Source organism: Pseudomonas sp. C9D1 (genome assembly GCF_056491235.1).
Window position 1 is genome coordinate 2169840 of sequence record NZ_JBSZIE010000002.1, and the last position, 20787, is coordinate 2190626.

General features: G+C 64.6%; 21 protein-coding genes. All 21 read right to left on the reverse strand.

Annotated elements, in window-relative coordinates; genetic code table 11:
• Nucleotides 1-47: 47 nt before the first annotated feature.
• The gene (locus ACXI0U_RS18230; RefSeq protein ID WP_043240112.1) at nucleotides 48-512 is read right to left on the reverse strand and encodes a hypothetical protein; all 465 of its coding nucleotides are present in this window, start codon (nucleotides 510-512) and stop codon (nucleotides 48-50) included.
• A 117-nt stretch (nucleotides 513-629) separates the two neighbouring features.
• On the reverse strand, nucleotides 630-3563 hold the full coding sequence (locus ACXI0U_RS18235; protein ID WP_479550644.1) for a discoidin domain-containing protein: 2934 nt from the start codon (nucleotides 3561-3563) through the stop codon (nucleotides 630-632).
• A 234-nt stretch (nucleotides 3564-3797) separates the two neighbouring features.
• The gene (locus ACXI0U_RS18240; protein WP_374978822.1) at nucleotides 3798-4592 is read right to left on the reverse strand and encodes an amidohydrolase; all 795 of its coding nucleotides are present in this window, start codon (nucleotides 4590-4592) and stop codon (nucleotides 3798-3800) included.
• The gene (locus ACXI0U_RS18245) at nucleotides 4580-5728 is read right to left on the reverse strand and encodes a pyridoxal phosphate-dependent aminotransferase (RefSeq protein ID WP_479550645.1); all 1149 of its coding nucleotides are present in this window, start codon (nucleotides 5726-5728) and stop codon (nucleotides 4580-4582) included. Before ACXI0U_RS18245 ends, ACXI0U_RS18240 begins: the two co-directional genes overlap by 13 nt.
• Nucleotides 5729-5885: 157 nt before the next feature.
• Nucleotides 5886-7364: a ribosome biogenesis GTPase Der gene (gene der, locus ACXI0U_RS18250; protein ID WP_263400122.1), complete on the reverse strand. Its 1479-nt coding sequence runs from the start codon at nucleotides 7362-7364 to the stop codon at nucleotides 5886-5888.
• A 79-nt stretch (nucleotides 7365-7443) separates the two neighbouring features.
• Entirely contained in the window at nucleotides 7444-8595 is a 1152-nt protein-coding gene (gene bamB, locus ACXI0U_RS18255; protein ID WP_021220832.1) for an outer membrane protein assembly factor BamB, read from the reverse strand.
• Nucleotides 8588-9232 (reverse strand): YfgM family protein, encoded by a 645-nt coding sequence (locus tag ACXI0U_RS18260; protein ID WP_479550646.1) that lies wholly within the window; start codon nucleotides 9230-9232, stop codon nucleotides 8588-8590. The genes bamB and ACXI0U_RS18260 overlap by 8 nt, the downstream gene beginning before the upstream one ends.
• Nucleotides 9233-9257: 25 nt before the next feature.
• A complete protein-coding gene (gene hisS / locus ACXI0U_RS18265; RefSeq protein WP_479550647.1) occupies nucleotides 9258-10547 on the reverse strand; it encodes a histidine--tRNA ligase in 1290 nt (429 codons plus the stop codon).
• Nucleotides 10548-10560: 13 nt separating this feature from the next.
• Nucleotides 10561-11673, reverse strand: coding sequence for a flavodoxin-dependent (E)-4-hydroxy-3-methylbut-2-enyl-diphosphate synthase (gene ispG / locus ACXI0U_RS18270; RefSeq protein WP_043240098.1), 1113 nt, complete (start codon nucleotides 11671-11673; stop codon nucleotides 10561-10563).
• A 3-nt stretch (nucleotides 11674-11676) separates the two neighbouring features.
• A complete protein-coding gene (locus ACXI0U_RS18275; RefSeq protein ID WP_431482616.1) occupies nucleotides 11677-12717 on the reverse strand; it encodes a RodZ domain-containing protein in 1041 nt (346 codons plus the stop codon).
• Nucleotides 12714-13469 (reverse strand): type IV pilus biogenesis/stability protein PilW, encoded by a 756-nt coding sequence (gene pilW / locus ACXI0U_RS18280; RefSeq protein ID WP_271658901.1) that lies wholly within the window; start codon nucleotides 13467-13469, stop codon nucleotides 12714-12716. The genes ACXI0U_RS18275 and pilW overlap by 4 nt, the downstream gene beginning before the upstream one ends.
• A 13-nt stretch (nucleotides 13470-13482) precedes the next feature.
• Nucleotides 13483-14631 (reverse strand): dual-specificity RNA methyltransferase RlmN, encoded by a 1149-nt coding sequence (rlmN, locus tag ACXI0U_RS18285; RefSeq protein WP_271658902.1) that lies wholly within the window; start codon nucleotides 14629-14631, stop codon nucleotides 13483-13485.
• 24 nt (nucleotides 14632-14655) lie between these two features.
• On the reverse strand, nucleotides 14656-15087 hold the full coding sequence (ndk, locus tag ACXI0U_RS18290; protein ID WP_021220839.1) for a nucleoside-diphosphate kinase: 432 nt from the start codon (nucleotides 15085-15087) through the stop codon (nucleotides 14656-14658).
• Nucleotides 15088-15180: 93 nt separating this feature from the next.
• Entirely contained in the window at nucleotides 15181-15381 is a 201-nt protein-coding gene (gene iscX, locus ACXI0U_RS18295) for a Fe-S cluster assembly protein IscX (protein ID WP_021220840.1), read from the reverse strand.
• 9 nt (nucleotides 15382-15390) lie between these two features.
• Nucleotides 15391-15729 carry an ISC system 2Fe-2S type ferredoxin gene (gene fdx / locus ACXI0U_RS18300; protein WP_021220841.1) on the reverse strand — a complete coding sequence of 113 codons (339 nt, stop codon included), beginning with the start codon at nucleotides 15727-15729 and terminating at the stop codon, nucleotides 15391-15393.
• 3 nt (nucleotides 15730-15732) lie between these two features.
• Nucleotides 15733-17592 (reverse strand): Fe-S protein assembly chaperone HscA, encoded by a 1860-nt coding sequence (gene hscA / locus ACXI0U_RS18305; RefSeq protein WP_431482617.1) that lies wholly within the window; start codon nucleotides 17590-17592, stop codon nucleotides 15733-15735.
• A 48-nt stretch (nucleotides 17593-17640) separates the two neighbouring features.
• A complete protein-coding gene (gene hscB / locus ACXI0U_RS18310; RefSeq protein ID WP_184487501.1) occupies nucleotides 17641-18162 on the reverse strand; it encodes a co-chaperone HscB in 522 nt (173 codons plus the stop codon).
• 8 nt (nucleotides 18163-18170) lie between these two features.
• Nucleotides 18171-18494 carry an iron-sulfur cluster assembly protein IscA gene (iscA, locus tag ACXI0U_RS18315; protein WP_021220844.1) on the reverse strand — a complete coding sequence of 108 codons (324 nt, stop codon included), beginning with the start codon at nucleotides 18492-18494 and terminating at the stop codon, nucleotides 18171-18173.
• Nucleotides 18495-18520: 26 nt separating this feature from the next.
• Nucleotides 18521-18907, reverse strand: a complete 387-nt coding sequence (gene iscU / locus ACXI0U_RS18320; RefSeq protein ID WP_021220845.1) for a Fe-S cluster assembly scaffold IscU — start codon at nucleotides 18905-18907, stop codon at nucleotides 18521-18523.
• Nucleotides 18908-18938: 31 nt separating this feature from the next.
• Nucleotides 18939-20153: an IscS subfamily cysteine desulfurase gene (locus tag ACXI0U_RS18325; protein WP_431482618.1), complete on the reverse strand. Its 1215-nt coding sequence runs from the start codon at nucleotides 20151-20153 to the stop codon at nucleotides 18939-18941.
• A gap of 30 nt (nucleotides 20154-20183) precedes the next feature.
• Entirely contained in the window at nucleotides 20184-20690 is a 507-nt protein-coding gene (iscR, locus tag ACXI0U_RS18330) for a Fe-S cluster assembly transcriptional regulator IscR (RefSeq protein ID WP_374978828.1), read from the reverse strand.
• Nucleotides 20691-20787 lie beyond the last annotated feature (97 nt).

A 20787-nucleotide genomic window follows, 5' to 3' on the forward strand; every position in this document is an offset into this window, starting at 1 on the left:
TGAAACGAAAACGCCGGGCAATGCCCGGCGTTTTTCATGGCAAGGGCTCAGACGAGCCCGAACAGCAGAAGGACCGGCACCATGGCGACGATGAACCCCAGCATGAACAGCAGGCCGATGCCCACGCTGCGCCACAACGAGAAGAACGCGCCATTGGCGATCTTGTGCTGGTCCACTTGCGTACCGAACAGCTGCCGGGCATAGGCATTCATCGCAACAACCTGGACCACGCCGAACACGATGGCGGGCACGTTCTCCGGCAGCAGGGCACCGGCGACGATTATCGCGATGAAGAAACCGATCGAGACGGCCCAGAGCTTCCCGGTCTCGCCCCCCCGCCCCATCGCCTTGAGATTGGCGGCGATGACATAAGCCCCCGCCAGCGGCGTGCCGAAGAAGGTGGCGATGCCGATGCCGGGGATGCTGTAGAGGCGCAGATGCTCGGTGCCGGTAGTCGGCGCCAGCAGCTCGGCGGTAGGGGTCTGGAAGGGGTTTTCGGCTTCCGTGCTCATATCGGGCTCCTTGTGGGTAACGTAGAAGAAGGACGAGGAGCGCCATGATACGGAGCCGCCCGTCATCGGGCGACCCCGGATGAAGGGGCGGCCAGCATCAGCCAGCCGCCCCGCCCATCAGTTGCAGGCGCCCTCATCGCGCCACACCTTGCCGCTGCCTGCACCACCGGTGAATGCCGGGTTGCCGGGCTCGTTACCCTTGGTCCACCAACCCGCGGTATAGAAACGGCCCTTGTGGCTCACCCTGTCCTTGGCCACGTAGGTGCTTTGGGGGTTCCACGGGCCCTGGCAACCAACCGGGGTTTCCACCTTGTCGGCGATGACCTTGACCGAGTGATCCCGCGTCACCGTCTGCTTGCCGTTGCTCAAGCTGAGGGTGACCCGGTAGGTGACGTCCTGGGCCGCTTTCGGGGCCATGAACTTCATCAGGGCGCCCGCAGCCTGGAAGTCGACGCGAGGCGTCACGCTCCATGCATAGTTCAGGGGCAGGCCGGCCGGGTCGCTGGAGGCCGTGGCATTGAGGTAGACGGTTTCGCCGGACTTGGCCTCAGTGGCTCCGCCGATGATGGCCACAGGCGGCTTGACCGATTCCACCGGCGGCTCGACCGGGTCTACTGGCGGCTCGCTCGGCTGCCCACCCGCGCCCTGGCAAGGCCCCAGGTCACGCCAGACCTTGCCGGCGCCATCCATGCCCGTGGTGGAGACCTGGCCCGGCTCGGCGCCGGAGGTCCACCAGCGGGCCTGGTACTGGCGCCCCTTCCACTGCACCACATCGTTGCCGACGTAGGTGGCGGTCTTCTTCCATTCCGGCTTGCAGTTGCCCACCGTCGCCTTGGCCTTGACCAGCACCTCATGGGTGCGGGTAGTGCTCTGCTTGCCGTTGCTCAGGGTCAGGGTGAAGCGGTAGCGGGTGTCTTCCTGCAGGTCCGGCGCGGTGAAGCTGATGCGTGCACCGTCGAAGCTGAAATCGAGCCTGGGCGTCGACTCCCAGGCGAAGCTCAGCGCCAGCCCCTGTGGGTCGCTGGAGGCGGAAGCATCCAGGACGATCCGGTCACCGGCATTGGCTTCGGTCTTGCCGCTGATCTGCGCCACGGGTGGCTTGCTGGCTTCCATGGGTTTGAGCGCTGTGGCCTTGGCCTGGTTGTCGCCACTGAACTGGCCGTCGGCGAGCAAGGTCCAGCCGCCGTTGGGGCTGTCGCCGCCGTACACCTGGTAGCCCTTGATCATGCCGCTCTGGCCCGCGTCCTGACGGGGCAGGTAGTGCAATTGGGAGAAGCGGCTGTCCGTGCCCAGGTCGATGACGATCTGGTGGGGATAACGGGCACCGGCGGCGGAGCTCCAGTAGGACGCCGGGTTGCCGTCGATGGCATGGGCCGCGGGCGCAGAACCGGCAATGGCACTGCTGGTGGAGTGGACCTTCCAGCTGTCACGGGGCAGCTGCTTGCCCTGGGCATCCACCAGCAACAGTTCGGCGACGCTGGCGTTGTCCTTGCCGTCCTGGGAAGAGGTGGCCACCAGTTTCAGGTAGCGGCCCTGGGCCGTGTCTTGGGTGACACCGAAGGCCTGGCCTTCGAGCACCAGGTCACGAGTGGCTTTGATGTCCGACTCGATCGCCAGGTACCAGCGCCCGGGCTGAGGGTCGTTCACCCCCAGGGCCACGCTGTACTGCATGATCGAACGGTAATCGAAGCTGGAATTGCTGGGGTGCGCACCACGCTTGAGCAGCAGCCGGACCTGGCCGGCTCTCTCCGAGCCCTCGCCATCCAGCACGCTGAATACCAGGCGCTGGGTGCCTTCGGGCACATCCACCGGGTAGTAACGCGTCTCACGCGGAGCCAGGCTGACCCTCTGCTCGAGGATCGACAGCGCCTGCTCACCCTCGAGCGGCACCAGCGATGGGCTATAGGCCGACATCCGCGCCGCGTTCTCACGCCAGACACGGGCCATGTTGGCGGTACGGGCATCCCCGAGCGGCACACCCTGGTTGTCCTTGATGTCCGGGTTGGAGTAGTAGCCCACGTGGTTACCGCAGAGGATGGTGCCGACCCGGCCGTTGTTGTAGCCGAACCGATAGCTGCTGCCGTCCGAGCAATGGTTGCCACCGATGTTGTGAGCCAGCTCGTGACGGAAGGTGGTCGACGAGTTGATGTAGTTGATCGAGTAGCGGCCGGGAAGGTAGCCCCAGCCCACGGCGGTATCCACGCCCGGGGTGCCCATGATGAAGCTGGCGACCACGTCCGGGCTGTACTGGCGCATGCCCTGGGCAAAGACGCTGCTCACCTTGCTCAAGGTGCCGGTGGTGATCGGGTAGTCCTCGGCCACCACCTGGGTGCCCACCAGGCGAACGCGCACGCCCTGTACCTGGGATTGCTTCAGCGCACGATTGACCCCGGCCACCTGGACCAGCGCGTAGGCTTCGTGGTCCCCCACCCAATTGGCCGCCTTCTGCGAGAACCCCGCCAGCAGGTCGATCACGGTTTCGCCCTGGGCGTTGCGGTGGGCCTGGAAGCTGCGCTGGCCGCTTTGCGACTCCTGCTGCCCAGCCATTTCGGCCTCGTCACCGGCTACGTAGTCGAGGCTGCCCGGGGTATGGAACGGAGCGGCGTCGAAGCGGATCAGCGACTGCTCACCGTTGGCGGTGCCGCGGATGATTGCGTTGGCATCAGGCAGCAGCGCGATGAAACTGCCGTCGGGGCGGGCCGCCAGGGTCATTTCGCCGGGTGCCTGCATGGAGCGGGCACGGCCTTCCAGTTGCCCGGTCATCACCTGCAGGTCCTTGAAGCTGTCATCGTGCTGCGCAGTCAGGCTGCGGATGCGCATCCCGGTTTCCTGCAGCAGCAGGTCAGTCCCCGCTTCGGCGGAGCCACGCAAGGTCCCGGCGTTCAGCGCCTGGAGATTGATGAAGTGGCCAGCGGTTACCCGCTCATGGCCCGGTGCGACGCTGGCAGCAGCCTGCTCATCCTGCGCCAGAACGGGGGAAGCCAACGGCAGCAGCACGGCCAGGCTGAGGTGGGTGCCCCAGCGGCGAGTGGCTCGGGTCAGTGCGTTCAATCGGAAGCTCGGCATAACCAGTCCTTCAATACCCAGCGCAGCCGTCAGCCTGACGAACAGCGGCCATCGGGCCGCAGCGCTGGAAGGTTCATGGAGTTGGAGGTGTGCCGGCGGCGCGATGGTAGGCAAGGCGCCTGGTCGCTGTAAAACCTAGAGGGGCTATTTCAGACCCGTCCTAGGAACGACTCATCGACGAGCACCTGAGCACCCCGAACGGTGCCCAGGTGGCAGGTATCAGGGCTGCAGGGTGAAGCCATCCGCATCCAGGTTCGCGGGGAAGCGCTCACGGTAGCTGGCCAGGGCGCTGGCGCTGAGGGTGACGCTGAAGACGCCCTCCTGTGCGGCGGCGTCGAGCAGCGTCTCGCCCTGGAAGTCCAGTGCCTGGCTGTCACCGCTGTAGGGGTGGCCCTTGCCGTCCTCGCCGACGCGGTTCACCGCCGCCACGTAGCAGAGGTTTTCGATGGCCCGGGCGGGCAGTAGGCGGTTCCAGTGGTGGCGGCGTGCGGCAGGCCAGTTGGCGGTGTAGAGCAGCAGGTCGGTGTCGTGGGGGTCGCGGCTCCAGACCGGGAAGCGCAGGTCGTAGCAGACCAGCGGGCGCACCCGCCAACCCTTGAGCTCGAACAGCGCCTGGGTATCCCCCGGTGTGTAGTGCTTGTGTTCACCGGCCATGCGGAACAGGTGGCGCTTGTCGTAGTGCAGCACTTCGCCGTCGGGGCGCGCCCAGAGCAGGCGGTTGCGATGACTGCCGTCGGCGGCGCGGATGATCAGGCTGCCGGTGACTACGGCGTCGATGCGCCTGGCCTGCTCACGCAGCCAGGCGTAGGTGACGCCCTCTTCCTCCTCGGCGAGGGTGGCCGAATCCATGGAGAAGCCGGTGGTGAACATTTCCGGCAGCACCACCAGGTCGGCGCCACGCGCCTGTTCCAGCCGCTTCTCGAAGTGGCTGCGATTGGCGGCGGCGTCGTGCCAGGCCAGGGTGCTTTGCACCAGGGCCAGCTTGAGGTCGGGCAACGTGGTCAGATCGCGCATAGTTTTTCCGCTGCCTGGCGCAGCGTCTCCTCACGTTTGGCGAAGCAGAAGCGCACCAGACGCAGGTCGCGCGGGGCGCTCTGGTAGAACACCGACACGGGAATGGCGGCAACGCCATGTTCACGGGTCAGCCATTCGGCCATGGCCACGTCGTCCAGCTCGGGGCGGATGGCGCTGTAGTCCACCAGTTGGAAGTAGGTGCCGGCGGCGCGGGTGAAGCCGAAGCGGGAACCGGCCAGCAGGTCGCAGAACAGGTCGCGCTTGGCTTGGTAGAAGCCGGGGAGCTCGGTGAGGTGCTCCGGGTGCGCGGCCATGAAGTCGGCCAGCGCCCACTGCAGCGGGGTGACGCCGCAGAAGTTGACGTACTGGTGCACCTTGCGCAGCTCGGCGGAGAGCGCCGGTGGCGCGACCACGTAGCCGGTCTTCCAGCCGGTGACGTGGTAGGTCTTGCCGAAGGAGCTGACCACGAAGGCGCGGGCGTAGAGCTCGTCGTGGGACAGCACGCTCACATGGGCCTGGCCGTCGAACACCAGGTGCTCGTAGACCTCGTCGGACACCAGGTAGATGTCACGGCCACGGATCAGCGCCGCCAACTGGTCCAGCTCGGCGCGGGAGATCAGTGCACCGCTGGGGTTGTGCGGGCTGTTGAGGATGATCATCCGGGTGCGGTCGCTGAGGGCGTCGGTCAGGCGCTGCCAGTCGATGGCGAAGCCCGGCAGGGCCAGGGGCACATGCACGCAACGGCCACCGGCCAGCTCCACCGACGGCTCGTAGCTGTCGTAGCAGGGGTCGAGGACGATGACCTCGTCACCGGCGCGCACCACCGCCTGGATGGCACAGAAAATCGCTTCGGTGGCGCCGGGGGTGACCGTGACCTCGGTGTCGACATCCACCTGGCGACCGTAGAAGGTCGCGACCTTGGCGGCCACCTGCTGGCGCAGCGCCGGCAGGCCGGTCATGGGCGCGTACTGGTTGTGGCCAGCGCCGATATGACGGGCCACCGCATCGCACAATGCGGCAGGGGCGGAGAAATCCGGGAAGCCCTGGGACAGGTTGATGGCGCCGGTTTCCGCGGCGAGCTGGGACATGCGGGTGAAGATGGTGGTGCCGACGTTGGGCAACTTGCTGGCGATCATTTCATCAGGCTGCTGGCGACTGGGGATGGCGGCTAGCTTAAGGCCTGACGGGGCTCGTGACCAAGATGAAAGCGGCGCCTGGCGGCGCTGCGTGAGGGCCCGGGACAACAGAAATGAAAAAGGCGCCCATGGGCGCCCTTTTCCGGTGCTGCGAGAATCAGCGGTTCTTGTCGCGACGCTTCTTGTCAGCCTTCTTGTGGTGGGACATGAGGCGGCGCTTCTTGTTCACCTGGCGATCGGTAAGGGTGTTCTTCTTGCCCTCGAAGGGGTTGTCGCCACCCTTGTACTCGATGCGGATGGGCGTACCCACCAGCTTGAGCACGCGGCGGTAGGTGTTCTCCAGGTAGCGCGAGTACGACTTGGGCACCGACTCGACCTGGTTGCCGTGGATCACGATCAGCGGCGGGTTGGCACCACCGAGGTGGGCATAGCGCAGCTTGATGCGACGACCGTTGACCAGCGGCGGCTGGTGCTCCTGCACCGCGCCCTCGAGGATCTGGGTCAGGCGGCTGGTGGGCCAGCGGGTGATGGCGGATTTGAAGGACGCCTGCACCGACTTGTACAGGTTGCCTACACCGGTGCCATGCAGCGCGGAAATGAAGTGGATGTCGGCGAAATCGACGAAGAACAGCCGGCGCTCCAGCTCGGTCTTCACGTAGTCGCGCTCACCGGATTCCATGCCGTCCCACTTGTTCAGGGCGATGACCAGCGCGCGGCCGGTTTCCAGCACGAAGCCGAGCAGGTTGAGGTCGTGCTCGACCACGCCTTCACGGGCGTCCATGACGAAGATCACCACGTTGGCGTCCTGGATCGCCTGCAGCGTCTTGACCACCGAGAACTTCTCGACCGCTTCGAAGATCTTGCCGCGACGGCGCACGCCGGCGGTGTCGATCAGGGTGTACTTCTCTTCGTTGCGCTCGAAGGGGATGTAGATGCTGTCGCGGGTGGTGCCGGCCTGGTCATAAACGATGACCCGCTCCTCGCCGAGCATGCGGTTGACCAGCGTCGACTTGCCGACGTTGGGGCGACCGATGATGGCGATCTTGATGCCGTCCTTCTCGCTCGGCCCGGGGATGCGGCTGAGTTCTTCGCCTTCGGCGACCTCTTCGGTCTGGAGCGCGGCGTCTTCCTCGGCCGCGTCATCGCGGGGGAATTCGCCGAGGGCTTCCTGCAGCATCTGGCTGATGCCACGCCCGTGGGCGGCAGCGATCGGCAGGGCGTCGCCCAGGCCCAGGGGGCTGAACTCGGCGCGGGCGAGGTCCGGGTCGACGGTGTCGACCTTGTTCGCGACCAGGTAGGTCTTCTTGTTGCGCTTGCGCAGGTGCTCCGCGATGGACTGATCGGCAGCGCTCATGCCGGCGCGGGAGTCGACCATGAACAGGACTGCATCGGCCTCTTCGATGGCCTGCAGGGACTGTTCGGCCATCTTCGCGTCGATGCCCTGCTCGTCACCCGAGATACCACCGGTATCGATGACGATGAAGGTGCGGCCGTTCCACTTCGCCTCGCCGTATTGGCGGTCACGGGTCAGCCCCGCGTACTCCGCGACGATGGCGTCGCGGGTCTTGGTCAGGCGGTTGAACAGGGTGGACTTGCCGACGTTCGGGCGGCCCACCAGGGCAATTACGGGAACCATGAGGCTCTCCAATTCGTTATTTCAGAAAACGCAACGGCCGCTGCCGTCAGACGGCAGCGGCCGGACACTATTTTTCAGCTTAGCGGATGGTCAGCGCGACCAGCTTCCCGCCGTTGCCGAAGGCATACAGCATGTCGCCGATCACCAGCGGACGGGCACGCAGGCCGTCGCCGTCGATCTTCTCGCGGCCCACGAAGTGACCATCCACCTGGCTCAGCAGGTGCAGGTAGCCTTCGAAGTCGCCGACCGCCACGTAGCTGGAGAACACTTCCGGAGCCGAAAGCTGGCGACGGGCCAGGGATTCGTTGCTCCACAGCGCCGAGGAGGAACGCTCGTCGATGCCTTCGATGGTACCGCTGGCCTGGCTCACGTAGACGTTGCCGAAGCCCTGGGCGACGCCCACGTAGCTGGAGGCTTCGCGCTGCCAGAGCACACGGCCGCTGTCCAGGTCCAGGCCCGCGACGCGGCCCTGGTAGGTGGCGACGTACAGGGTGCCACCGGACAGCAGCAGGCCACCGTCGATGTCGACCACGCGATCCAGCTCGGAGCGGCCTTGCGGCACGGCGACGCGCTGTTCCCAGATGGGCAGGCCGCGTTGCACGTCGAGGGCGATGACCTTGCCCGACGACAGGCCGGCAACGGCCAGGCGGTTGGTCACGATCGGCGCACCGGTGCCACGCAGGGTCAGCACCGCGGGGGTGTTTTCGTAGATCCAGCGCTGCTCACCGGTCGCTGCGTCGAAGCCGAACAGGGTGTCGTTCTGGGTCTGTACCACCACCACGTCACCGTTGGTGGCCGGCGGAGCGAGGACTTCACCGTTGACCCGGGCACGCCACTTCTCTTCGCCAGTGCTGGCGTCGAGGGCGATCACCTGGCCCTTGAGGGTACCGACCAGCACCAGGCCGTAGCCCGCGCCGACCGCGCCGGATACCGGCAGGTCCAGCTCCTGTTCCCAGAGCTTGTCGCCGCTCATGCGGTCGATGGCGACCACCAGGCCTTCGACGTCACCGGCATAGATGACATCGCCGTCCACGGAGGGGACCAGCATGTTGTAGGAATCACCCTGACCTTCGCCGATGGAGCGGCTCCAGACTTCTTTGAGCTGGACCTCTTCGGTGATGTCGGGCAGTTCGGCAGGCGGCAGTTCCTTCTTGCTATTGCTGCTGCAACCTGCGGCCAGAACGGCCATGGCCAGCAGTGCGGCAAATTTCCAGCGCATCACGTCACGCATCCCCTTTGGCCAGGTCGTCGAGCTTCATCTGCAAGCCACCGACCGCTGCATCTTCCGGCAGGGCGGCCTTGGCTTTCTCATAGGCGGCATGCGCCTCGTCGGAACGACCCAGCTGTACCAGCAGATCGCCTTTCAGTTCTTCACGGCTGGCCAGGTAGGACTTGCTGGCATCGCCTTCGAGCAGCTTCAACGCGTCGTCGACCTTGCCCTGGGCAGCCAGGACACGGGCCAGGCGCTGACGGGCCAGCTCGCCGAGGGTGGCGTCGGCAGGCTTGTCCACCACGGCCTTGAGTTCGGCGGCAGCGTCATCGAGCTTGCCGGATTCGACCGCCACCTTGGCGACGAACAGGCTGCCGTACTGGGCGTAGTGGGTACCGCCGAAATCGGTCTTGAGCTTGGTGGCCAGTTCGGCGACCTTGCCGGCGTCGGGCTTGCCGGACGGATTCAGCGCGGTTTCCAGCAATTGCTGGTAGACCTGGGACGCGCCCTGGGCCTGGTTGGTCTGGTGCTTCTGCCAGGCCTGCCAGCCGAAGACCACCACCAGCGCGAGGGCGCCGCCGGTGAGCAGGGGCTTGCCATTGCGCTGCCACCAATCCTTGATCGCCGCCAGCTCTTCATATTCGGTACGCGTGCTCACCCCAATACTCCTATGTTCTAAAGGCTCAAGCCTGATCGATGCAGGCCGCCAGGCGCTCTGCGAGAGCGTCCCAGGCGATATTCTGTTGTTCGCTGTCGTCGCGCAGGGGTTTGAAACCTACCACGCGGTTGGCCAGTTCGTCCTCACCCAGGATCAGGGCGAAGCGCGCGCCGCTCTTGTCAGCTTTCTTGAACTGGCTCTTGAAACTGCCGGCACCGGAGTTGACCAGCAGGCGCAGGCCGGGAACGGCGTCACGCAGTTGCTCGGCCAGTGTCAGCGCCGCGAGTTCGGCAGGCTCGCCGAATGCGCAGATGAAGGCATGCGCCGGGGCGTTGAGCTCGGCGGGGATCAGCTCCAGGGTTTCCAGCAGCAGCACCAGGCGCTCGACGCCCATGGCGAAGCCAACACCCGGGGTCGGCTTGCCGCCGAACTGGGTGATCAGGCCGTCATAGCGACCACCGCCGCAGACGGTGCCCTGGGAGCCGAGCTTGTCGGTGACCCATTCGAAGGCGGTGCGGCTGTAGTAGTCCAGCCCGCGCACCAGCTTCTGGTTGATTTCGTAGCGGATGCCGACCGCGTCCAGGCGCGCCTTGAGGCCTTCGAAGTGGGCCACGGACTCGGCGTCCAGGTAGTCGTGCAGGCGCGGTGCCTCGACCAGCAGGGCCTGGGTTTCCGGCACCTTGCTGTCGAGGATGCGCAGCGGGTTGGTGGTCATGCGGCGCTGGCTGTCTTCGTCGAGACGGTCGAAGCGCTCCTGCAGGTAGGCCACCAGGGCCTCGCGGTAGGCGACGCGTGCCTCGCTGGAACCCAGGCTGTTGAGCTGCAGGGTCACGGCATCACCGAGGCCGAGCTTCTTCCACAAGCGCCAGGTGAGCACGATCAGCTCGGCGTCGATGTCCGGGCCGGGCAGGTTGAAGACTTCCACGCCGATCTGGTGGAACTGGCGATAACGGCCTTTCTGCGGCTTCTCGTAGCGGAACATCGGGCCCGCGTACCAGAGCTTCTGCACCTGGCCGCCGCCGGTCATGCCGTGCTCAAGCACCGCACGCACGCAGCCCGCGGTGCCTTCGGGGCGCAGGGTCAGGGATTCTTCGTTGCGGTCGAGGAAGGTGTACATCTCCTTGTCGACCACGTCGGTGCCTTCGCCGATGCCGCGGGCGAAGAGCTCGGTGAACTCGAGGATCGGCAGGCGGACTTCACGGTAGCCGTAGCTGTCCAGCAGGTCTGCCAGGGTGCGTTCCAGGTACCGCCAGGCAGGGGTCTGCTCCGGCAGGATGTCGTTCATGCCACGGATGGCTTGCAGCGTCTTGCTCACTCGGAATCCTTAATCAGCTGCGGGCGATGACGGCCGCGTCAGCCTCGACCTTTTCGGCCGCTTTGCGACGGATCAGCTTTTCCAGCTCATCCACCAGGTTGTCATTGTTCAGCTTCTGCGCCGGCTTGCCGTCGATGTAGATCAGGTTGTTCGGCGTGCCGCCGGTCAGCCCCACATGGGCTTCCTTGGCTTCGCCGGGACCGTTGACCACGCAGCCGATGACCGCGACGTCCAGCGGAACCAGAAGGTCCTCAAGGCGCCCTTCCAGCTCGTTCATGGTCTTGACCACATCGAAGTTCTGCCGCGAGCAGCTCGGGCAGGCGATGAAGTTGATGCCACGGGAGCGCAGGCGCAGGGACTTGAGGATGTCGTAACCGACCTTGATCTCTTCGACCGGGTCGGCCGCCAGCGAGATGCGGATGGTATCGCCAATCCCGTCGGCGAGCAGCATGCCCAGGCCCACGGCGGACTTCACGGTGCCTGAGCGCAGGCCGCCGGCTTCGGTGATGCCCAGGTGCAGCGGCTGGACGATCTGCGTGGCCAGCAGGCGGTAGGCTTCCACCGCCATGAACACATCGGACGCCTTGACGCTGACCTTGAAGTCCTGGAAGTCCAGGCGATCCAGGTGCTCGACATGGCGCAGCGCGGACTCCACCAGGGCTTGCGGGGTGGGTTCGCCGTATTTCTTCTGCAGGTCCTTCTCCAGCGAGCCGGCGTTGACGCCGATGCGGATCGGGATGCCTCGGTCACGGGCGGCATCGACCACGGCGCGCACACGGTCTTCGCGACCGATGTTGCCCGGGTTGATGCGCAGGCAGTCGACACCCAGCTCCGCCACGCGCAGGGCGATGGTGTAGTCGAAGTGGATGTCGGCGACCAGGGGTACGTTGACCAGTTTCTTGATCTTGCCGAAGGCCTCGGCGGCGTCCATGTCCGGTACCGAAACGCGGACGATGTCGGCGCCGGCTTCTTCCAGGCGACGGATCTGGCCAACGGTGGCAGCCACGTCGCAGGTATCGGTGTTGGTCATGCTCTGCACGGCGATGGGGGCATCACCGCCCACCGGTACCGAGCCGACCCAGATCTTGCGGGACTGGCGGCGTTTGATCGGGGATTCACAATGCATGGCTTATTGCCCCAGCTTCAGGCGAGCGGTCTCGCCGTGGGTGTAGGGCGCTACGTCGACGGACTGGCCGTTGTAGCTGACCTGGGCGCCACGGGCATAGCCGAGGCGCAGTTCGAACGGCGGCCGGCCAGCCAGCTCGACGCTCTCGCCGGTGCGCTTAAGGGCGCTGAGCAGGACCTTGCCATCGGCATCGGTCACCTGGGTCCAGCAGTTGGCGACGAACTGGATACGCACCAGGCCCTGGCCTGCGGCGGCAACTACCGGAGCCTGAGCGGGCGCGGTAGCGGACGGAGCAGCCGGAGTGGTCGGCGTAGCCGAGACGACGGGAGCGGACGGGGCTGCGGGGGCCGACACGGCAGGAGCTGCCGGGGCGCTGGTGGCAGGTGCGCTGCCCTGGGGCAGCGGCAGGGCCTGGGCCGGTGCCGGGCTGGTGCCGGCGGTAGGCGGCGTGCCTTCCGGCTGTGCGGCCACTTCCGGGGACAGCTCGCCCGGTGCAGCGTCTTCGCCTTCCTGGGCGTCGGCAACGGCCTGGTCTTCGGGCTCGTCCAGCGGGTGGATCTGGGTGGTGCCGTCAGCGCTTTCGACTTCGACGTGCTCCATGCTGATGTCGGCGGTTTCGCCGCTGCGGCGCTCGGCCTGGTCCTGCCACCAGAGGAAACCGATGACGCCGAGGACCAGCAGGAGGGCGAAGCTGACGAAGCGCAGCACGCTCTGCGACAGGCGCACGGGCTCCTCGATGCGGCCGAGGCTGTGGACATTGCTGCCGGTGGCGTCGGTGCCAGTGTAAAGGTCGAAGTCGGTCACCAGGCGCGCCTGGTCCATGCCCAGCAGCTTGGCATAGGCTCGGATGTAGCCACGGGCGAAGGTATGACCGGGCAACTGTTCGAAAGAGCCCGCTTCGAGCTGGCGCAAGGCCTGCTCGGTCAGGTTCAGCTGTCGGGCGACCTCGGCAAGGCTCAGGTCCTTGCTTTCACGTGCCTGGCGCAGGGTCTCGCCTGGGTTGGCACGGGTCGCGGCGGCAATTTCGGGTTGCGACGCTTTCATCTTTGCTCCGACAGGTATTGCTGGTATTCCGGCGTGCCGGGATAGAGTCGTTTGAGTTGCAGACCCAGGCTCGCGGCCTGGTCGCGATCATCGAATACGGTGGCCAGCCGAGTGCCCAGCAGCAGGCTGCGGGCGCTCTGGGGGGCAATCTTGCTATAGCGGTCGTAATACTCGCGGGCCGGGACGTACTGCTTCTCGGCGTAGGACAGGTCGGCCATCTCCAGCAGCGCAACGGGCTGCTGGCGGTTCAGGCGCAGGGACTTGTCGAAATGCTGCTTGGCCAGGTCCGGGCGGTTCATCCGCAGGGCGGTCAGGCCGAGGTTCTCGAACACGCGGGAGCGTTCGGGATAGAGGCTGTCTTCGGCGGCCTGCTCGAAGCGCTTGTAGGCTTCCTCGTAGCGTTTCTGCTCATAGAGGAAACCGCCGTAGTTATTGAGGATGCGGGAGTCGGTACGCGAGGACAGGGCCTTGCGGAAATGCTCGTCGGCGAGCTTGGGTTCCATCTCGGTCTGGAACACCAGGGCCAGCGCAGCGTTGGCGTCGGCGCTGGACGAGTCGAGCTCCAGAGCCTTGCGCAGGGGCACCTTGGCCCGCTCGGCAGCCCCTTGGGAGAGATAGCCGATGCCCAGCTGGATGTAGGCGTCGCGGGCCTTGTCGCGGCCTTCCGCGGTCTTCATCGGGTCAACGGAGCCAGTGGACACGCAGCCCACCAGGCTGGCGAAAACGAGAAGCAGCGCGGGGCGCAGGGTCATGGGTGTCCTCTCTTCAGTTTCGGTTGGCAGCGTTCTGTGGCGCGTCGGTATCGCCATTGAGCTGGCGGACGGCTATGTAGCGCTCGCTGCGGCGGGTACGGTCCATGACCTGGCCAACGAGTTGACCGCAGGCAGCGTCGATGTCATCCCCGCGCGTGGTGCGCACGGTGACATTGTGGCCGGCCTTGTGGAGCATGTCCTGGAAACGGCGAATGGCGTTATTGCTCGGCCGCTCGTACCCCGAGAAAGGGAAGGGATTAAACGGAATCAGGTTGATCTTGCAAGGAAAATCCTTGAGGAGTGCGATCATCTGCTCAGCGTGGAGAGGCTGATCGTTCACATCCTTGAGCAGGGTGTACTCAATGGTCAGGAAACGTTTCTCGCCCAGTCGGGCGATGTAGCGTTGGCAGGCATCGAGCACCACCGCCAGGGGGTACTTCTTATTGATCGGCACCAGCTGGTTGCGCAATTCGTCGTTCGGCGCGTGCAGCGACAGCGCCAGGGAAACGTCGATCTGCTCGCCCAGCTTGTCGATCATCGGCGCAACGCCCGAGGTGGACAGGGTCACCTTGCGCTTGGAAATGCCGTAACCGAGGTCGTCCATCATGATGTTCATGGCGGAGACCACGTTGTCGAAATTCAGCAGCGGCTCGCCCATGCCCATCATCACCACGTTGGTGACGGCGCGGTCGATCTTGGCCGGAACGGTGCCGAAGGACTTGTTGGCGATCCACACCTGGCCGATGACTTCGGCGGCGGTGAGGTCGCTGTTGAAACCCTGTTTGCCGGTGGAGCAGAAGCTGCAATCCAGCGCGCAGCCCGCCTGGGAGGAAACGCAGAGGGTGCCGCGCCCGCCTTGCGGGATGTACACGGTCTCGACGCAGCTGCCGGACGCCACACGCACGACCCACTTGCGGGTGCCGTCGCTGGAAATGTCCTGGCTGACGATTTCGGGGCCGCGAATCTCGGCAGAGGCCTTGAGCTTGTCGCGCAGGGCCTTGCCGATATTGCTCATGGCGTCGAAATCATCGACGCCAAAGTGGTGAATCCATTTCATCACCTGTCCGGCACGGAAACGCTTCTCCCCGATGGACTCGAAGAAGTTCTCCAGTTGCGGCTGGGTCAGACCCAGCAGGTTAACTTTACCGGTTGATTCAGTCATGGCTTCACCCTCGTGCCTTCGCTATCAGCGAATACGAGCGCACACCTCGGTGGCGGCGAAGAAGTAGGAGATCTCGCGAGCAGCGGAAGCCTCGGAGTCGGAGCCGTGTACGGCGTTTTCGTCGATGGAAACGGCGAAGTCAGCGCGAATGGTACCGGCGTCGGCTTTCTTCGGGTCGGTAGCGCCCATCAGTTCGCGGTTCTTGGCGATGGCGCCTTCACCTTCCAGTACCTGCACGACAACCGGACCGGAGGTCATGAAGGAAACCAGATCCTTGAAGAAGGGACGCTCTTTGTGCTCGGCGTAGAAACCGCCAGCTTCGCGCTCGGAGAGCTGAACCATCTTGGCAGCGACGACGCTCAGGCCGGCTTTTTCGAAACGGGTGACGATCTCGCCCACTACGTTCTTGGCAACGGCGTCGGGCTTGATGATGGAAAGGGTACGTTCAACGGCCATGTGAAACTCCAGAAATCAGGATTAAAGCGAAAAATTAAACCCGCGAATTATACGCGGGTTCCTGTTAAATGCGTAGGGTCAGCAGACCGGGCTTCAGTCGGCTTCTTCGATCCATGCCGCCTGGATGGCTTCAAGGACCTTCTCGCCGCCGCGCTGACTGTTGTCATCGAACTCCGGCAGGCTCACGACCCAATTGTGCAGATCGACGAAGTTGACGTAGCGCGGGTCAACCTCAGGCTTGCTCTCGGCCAGCTGGATGGCGATCTCCAGAACATCGACCCATTTGAGACTCATGACCTTTCCTCAGTGCTTTTCAGAAACCTGGTTGAGAGTGTACTTCGGAATCTCCACGACGAGATCCACCTCCCCCACGACGGCCTGACAGGACAGTCGCGACTCGGCTTCCAGGCCCCAGGCCTTGTCCAGCATGTCGTCTTCCAGCTCGTCGGACGCTTCGAGGGTGTTGAAGCCCTCGCGGATCACGACGTGGCAGGTGGTGCAGGCACAGGACATCTCGCAGGCGTGCTCGATCTCCAGGCCGTTGCGCATGGCCGCCGCAATGATGGTTTCGCCCGGCTGGGCCTCGACCACCATCCCCTCAGGGCAATGCTCGGCATTGGGCAGAAATACGATCTGCGGCATCAGTCATTCCTCGATTTCATTCAGTCGGCGCCCCGCCAGGGCAGCCTTGACGCTGGCATCCATGCGACGCGCCGCGAAGGCGTCGGTCACTTGGGTCAGCCGCTTGGTTTGCTGTTCGATGGCGGCACCGTCGGTGCCCTCCAGCAGAGCCTGCAGTTGCTCCAGCTGGAAGTCGATGGCGATCCGCTCTTCAGCGGTGAGCAGCGCGTCGCCATCCGCCTGCAACGCGGCCTGGACCGCCTCGATCAGGCGCTGGGCATCGACTTGCTGCTCACGCAGCACGCGGGCGACCTTGTCGTCGTTGGCGTGCTGGAAGGAGTCCTGCAGCATGCGGGTGATTTCACCGTCGGTCAGGCCGTAGGAAGGCTTGACCTGGATGCTCGCTTCCACGCCGGAGGCGGTTTCGCTGGCCGTCACGCCCAGCAGGCCGTCGGCATCCACCTGGAAGGTCACACGGATCTTCGCCGCGCCGGCAACCATGGGCGGTATGCCACGCAGTTCGAAACGGGCCAGGGATCGGCAGTCCTTGATCAGTTCGCGCTCACCCTGGAGCACGTGGATCATCATGGCGGTCTGGCCGTCCTTGTAGGTGGTGAACTCCTGGGCACGGGCGACGGGAATGGTGGTATTGCGCGGAATCACCTTCTCCATCAGCCCGCCCATGGTTTCGAGCCCCAGGGACAGCGGGATGACGTCCAGCAGCAGCAATTCTTCGCCACGCTTGTTGCCCGCCAGGGTGTCCGCCTGCACAGCGGCGCCGATGGCCACGACCTGATCAGGGTCGATATCGGTCAGAGGCGGACGGGAGAAAAGCTCGCCGACCGCTTCGCGCACTCGCGGAACACGGGTGGAGCCGCCGACCATGACCACGGCCTCGACCTCGTCAACCTCGATGCCGGCGTCACGAACAGCGCGACGGCAAGCCTTGAGACTGCGAGCGACCATGGGCTCGATCAGCTCATCGAAGCGTGCACGGGTCAGTTGGCCCGACCACTGCGCATAACGAACATCGACCATATCGGCAGTGGTCAGCGCTTCCTTGGCGGCACAAGCGGCTTCCAACAGGCTGCGCTGGGCACCTGGATCGAGATCGGCGGAAAGCCCGGCCTGCTCGACGATCCAGCCCGCCAGGGCATGGTCGAAATCGTCGCCACCGAGGGCGCTGTCGCCACCGGTTGCCATGACTTCGAAGACGCCACGGGTCAGGCGCAGGATGGAAATATCGAACGTGCCGCCGCCCAGGTCATAGATGGCCACGACGCCTTCGGCCTGCTTATCCAGCCCGTAGGCAACGGCTGCAGCGGTGGGCTCGTTGAGCAGGCGCAGGACATTCAGCCCGGCAATGCGGGCAGCGTCCTTGGTGGCCTGGCGCTGGGCATCGTCGAAGTAGGCGGGAACGGTGATCACTGCACCCACCAACTCACCACCCAAGGTGGCTTCGGCGCGCTGGCGCAAGGCACGGAGGATTTCGGCCGAGACTTCCACAGGACTCTTGGGGCCCTGCACGGTCTCGATGAAGGGCATGTGCGACTCGCCGGTGGCGAAGCGGTAGGGGAGCTGCTCACCCAGTTGCTTCACGTCTTCCAGGCCGCGCCCCATGAAGCGCTTGACCGAGAGGACGGTGTTCAGCGGATCGGCGGAAGCCGCCTCCTTCGCCGAACGGCCGACTTCGACGCGATCCGCGTGGTAGCGCACGGCGGACGGCATGATGACCTGCCCATCGGCATCGGCCAGCGGTGCGGAAACACCACTGCGCACAGCGGCCACCAGGGAATTCGTGGTGCCCAGGTCAATGCCCACCGCCAGGCGGCGCTGGTGCGGTTTGGGGCTCTGTCCGGGTTCAGCGATCTGCAGTAGGGCCATGCTTGTCTGATTTTCAGGCGCACCATCGTCCATGCGGCGATGCGCGGGTTAGTCGTCGAGGCGCTCTTCCAGTTGGCGCACTTCGTGAGTCAGCTTGTCGAGGAACTGCATGCGGCGCACCAGGCGCTCGGCATCCTCGCGGCGGGCATCGTCGTTCCAACAGGCGGAGAAGGCGCCATCCAGATCGGACTGGGCCGCCTTGAGACGCCGCTTGAAAGCAGCCACGCCGGGCAGGTCCGCACTGTCGTGGAGCTCTTCCAGCTCTTCCCGCCACTGCATCTGCTGTAACAGGAACTCGGGGTCCTTGACGGTCGCCTCAAGGGGCAGCTCATGGCCACGAATCGCCAGCAGGTAACGCGCCCGACGAGGCGCGCTCTTCAGCGTCTGGTAGGCCTCGTTCAGCTGCGCCGCGTGCTCCACGGCCAGGCGCTGTTCGCGCTCGGAGGTATCGACGAAGCGATCCGGATGGGCGCTGCGCGCCAGCTCGCGATAGCGGCTCGCCAACTGATCCAGATCGAGGTCGAAGCCAGGCTTCAGTTCAAACAATGCGAAATGACAGGGGGTGCCCACGAGACGCCTCAGACGTTGAAGCTCTCGCCGCAACCACACTCGCCGCGAACGTTCGGATTGTTGAACTTGAACCCCTCGTTGAGGCCTTCGCGGACGAAGTCCAGCTCGGTGCCGTCGAGGTAGGACAGGCTCTTCGGATCGATGATCACCTTCATGCCGAAGCTTTCGAAGACCATGTCCTCGCTCGCCACTTCATCGACGAACTCCAGGACATAAGCCAAGCCGGAGCAGCCGGTAGTGCGAACACCCAGGCGGATACCCTCACCCTTGCCGCGCCCTTCGAGGGAGCGACGCACGTGATCGGCGGCGGAAGCGGTCATGCTGATGGCCATAGCGGCTCCTTAACTCAGTCGAGCGGTTAGAGCAGACCCTTTTTCTGCTTGTAATCCTGGACGGCCGCCTTGATGGCGTCCTCGGCCAGAACCGAGCAGTGGATCTTCACCGGCGGCAGCGCCAGTTCTTCGGCGATGGTGGTGTTTTTGATCGCAGCGGCTTCGTCCAGGGTCTTGCCCTTCATCCACTCAGTGGCGAGGGAACTGGAGGCGATGGCCGAACCGCAACCGTAGGTCTTGAACTTGGCGTCTTCGATAACGCCCTGCTCGTTGACCTTGATCTGCAGGCGCATCACGTCGCCGCACGCCGGCGCGCCGACCATGCCGGTGCCGACATCGGGATCTTCAGCGTCGAGCTTGCCGACGTTGCGCGGGTTTTCGTAGTGGTCGATGACCTTTTCGCTGTATGCCATGGTGCTTATTCCTCACTCATCAGGGGTGGCGTCAGTGCGCCTGCCATTCGACCGTCGAGAGGTCGACGCCCTCTTTGTACATGTCCCACAGGGGAGACAATTCACGGAGCTTGTCTACGGCTTCACGGACCTTGCTGGCTGCGTAATCCACTTCTTCTTCGGTGGTGAAGCGGCCAAAGGTGAAACGAATGGAGCTGTGTGCCAACTCGTCGTTGCGGCCCAGTGCGCGCAGCACGTAGGACGGCTCGAGAGATGCCGAGGTGCAGGCGGAACCCGAAGAGACCGCGAGGTCCTTCAGCGCCATGATCAGCGACTCGCCTTCGACGTAGTTGAAGCTGATGTTCAGGTTGTGCGGGACGCGGGAAGTGGCGCTGCCATTGAGGTAGAGCTCTTCCATGCCATCCACTGCAGCCCAGAAGCGGTCCGCCAGTGCCTTGATGCGCTGGTTCTCGGAGGCCATTTCCTGCTTGGCGATGTGGAAGGCTTCGCCCATGCCGACGATCTGGTGGGTGGCCAGGGTGCCGGAACGCATGCCGCGCTCGTGACCACCGCCGTGCATCATGGCTTCCAGGCGCACACGCGGCTTGCGACGAACGTAGAGCGCGCCGATGCCTTTGGGGCCGTAGGTCTTGTGGGCAGAGAAGGACATCAGGTCGACCTTCAGCTTGTCCAGGTCGATCTCGACCTTGCCGGTGGACTGGGCCGCATCGACGTGGAACAGGATGCCGCGGGCACGGGTCAGTTCACCGATGGCCGCGATGTCGTTGATGGTGCCGATCTCGTTGTTCACGTGCATCACCGACACCAGGATGGTGTCCTCGCGCAGGGCCGCTTCGACCATCGCGGGGGTGATCAGGCCATCTTCGCCCGGCTCGATGTAGGTGACTTCGAAGCCTTCACGCTCGAGCTGGCGAGTGGTGTCCAGGACCGCCTTGTGCTCGATCTTGGAGGTGATGATGTGCTTGCCCTTGGTGTTGTAGAAGTGCGCGACACCCTTGATGGCAAGGTTGTCGGACTCAGTGGCACCGGAGGTCCAGACGATTTCGCGAGGGTCGGCATTGACCAGCTCAGCAACCTGGCGACGGGCATTCTCCACCGCTTCCTCGGCCTTCCAGCCGAACACGTGGGAACGCGAGGCCGGGTTGCCGAAGTTGCCATCGACCAGCAGGCATTCGCTCATCTTCTGCGCAACACGAGGGTCCACCGGCGTGGTAGCGGAGTAGTCCAGGTAAATCGGCAATTTCATCGGTTATCTCCTATCAGGCGGGCGCCCTGCTCATTCGATGGCGGACACTTCAATCTTTTCTGAACGCGGCATCCTGCCACCGAGGCGGCGCTGGTCATGGCGCTCGTTCTGGCGCTGGGCCACCTCTTGGACTTCGTTACGGGCGACGATGTCACTCAGGCTGATACCGCTGAGGAACTCGTGGATCTGCATGCTCAGGTCATCCCACAGATGGTGGGTCAGGCAGGCGCCCCCGGAGGAGTCGCAATTGCCCTGCCCCTGGCAGCGCGTGACGTCGACCGATTCGTTGACGGCGTCAATGACCTCGGCCACGTAGATGCTGGCCACATCGCGGGAAAGCTGATAACCGCCACCCGGACCACGGACGCTGCTGACCAGACTGCCACGGCGCAACTTGGCGAAGAGCTGCTCGAGGTAGGAAAGGGAGATGCCCTGACGCTCGGAAATATCTGCCAGAGAAACCGGACCTTGCTGCGAATGCAAAGCCAGGTCGAGCATGGCTGTGACGGCGTAGCGGCCTTTAGTGGTCAAGCGCATGGGAGTTCCACGGTTCGCTGATTTGCCAGCGAGTATGCGATTCCCGACTATTTAAGTCAACTATAAGACCTATCAAATTAGTCGGGATTAGCAGATA

Bases quoted from the DNA above. Each gene is read 5' to 3' on its own strand.
- iscA (WP_021220844.1), bottom strand. From the start codon at position 18,494: ATGGCCATCAGCATGACCGCTTCCGCCGCCGATCACGTGCGTCGCTCC.
- ispG (WP_043240098.1), bottom strand. From the start codon at position 11,673: ATGCATTGTGAATCCCCGATCAAACGCCGCCAGTCCCGCAAGATCTGG.
- iscU (WP_021220845.1), bottom strand. From the start codon at position 18,907: ATGGCATACAGCGAAAAGGTCATCGACCACTACGAAAACCCGCGCAAC.
- rlmN (WP_271658902.1), bottom strand. From the start codon at position 14,631: ATGACTGAATCAACCGGTAAAGTTAACCTGCTGGGTCTGACCCAGCCG.
- iscX (WP_021220840.1), bottom strand. From the start codon at position 15,381: ATGAGTCTCAAATGGGTCGATGTTCTGGAGATCGCCATCCAGCTGGCC.
- ndk (WP_021220839.1), bottom strand. From the start codon at position 15,087: ATGGCCGTTGAACGTACCCTTTCCATCATCAAGCCCGACGCCGTTGCC.
- ACXI0U_RS18275 (WP_431482616.1), bottom strand. From the start codon at position 12,717: ATGAAAGCGTCGCAACCCGAAATTGCCGCCGCGACCCGTGCCAACCCA.
- bamB (WP_021220832.1), bottom strand. From the start codon at position 8,595: ATGCGTGACGTGATGCGCTGGAAATTTGCCGCACTGCTGGCCATGGCC.
- hscA (WP_431482617.1), bottom strand. From the start codon at position 17,592: ATGGCCCTACTGCAGATCGCTGAACCCGGACAGAGCCCCAAACCGCAC.
- der (WP_263400122.1), bottom strand. From the start codon at position 7,364: ATGGTTCCCGTAATTGCCCTGGTGGGCCGCCCGAACGTCGGCAAGTCC.
- ACXI0U_RS18230 (WP_043240112.1), bottom strand. From the start codon at position 512: ATGAGCACGGAAGCCGAAAACCCCTTCCAGACCCCTACCGCCGAGCTG.
- pilW (WP_271658901.1), bottom strand. From the start codon at position 13,469: ATGACCCTGCGCCCCGCGCTGCTTCTCGTTTTCGCCAGCCTGGTGGGC.
- ACXI0U_RS18325 (WP_431482618.1), bottom strand. From the start codon at position 20,153: ATGAAATTGCCGATTTACCTGGACTACTCCGCTACCACGCCGGTGGAC.
- ACXI0U_RS18245 (WP_479550645.1), bottom strand. From the start codon at position 5,728: ATGATCGCCAGCAAGTTGCCCAACGTCGGCACCACCATCTTCACCCGC.
- ACXI0U_RS18240 (WP_374978822.1), bottom strand. From the start codon at position 4,592: ATGCGCGATCTGACCACGTTGCCCGACCTCAAGCTGGCCCTGGTGCAA.
- iscR (WP_374978828.1), bottom strand. From the start codon at position 20,690: ATGCGCTTGACCACTAAAGGCCGCTACGCCGTCACAGCCATGCTCGAC.
- fdx (WP_021220841.1), bottom strand. From the start codon at position 15,729: ATGCCGCAGATCGTATTTCTGCCCAATGCCGAGCATTGCCCTGAGGGG.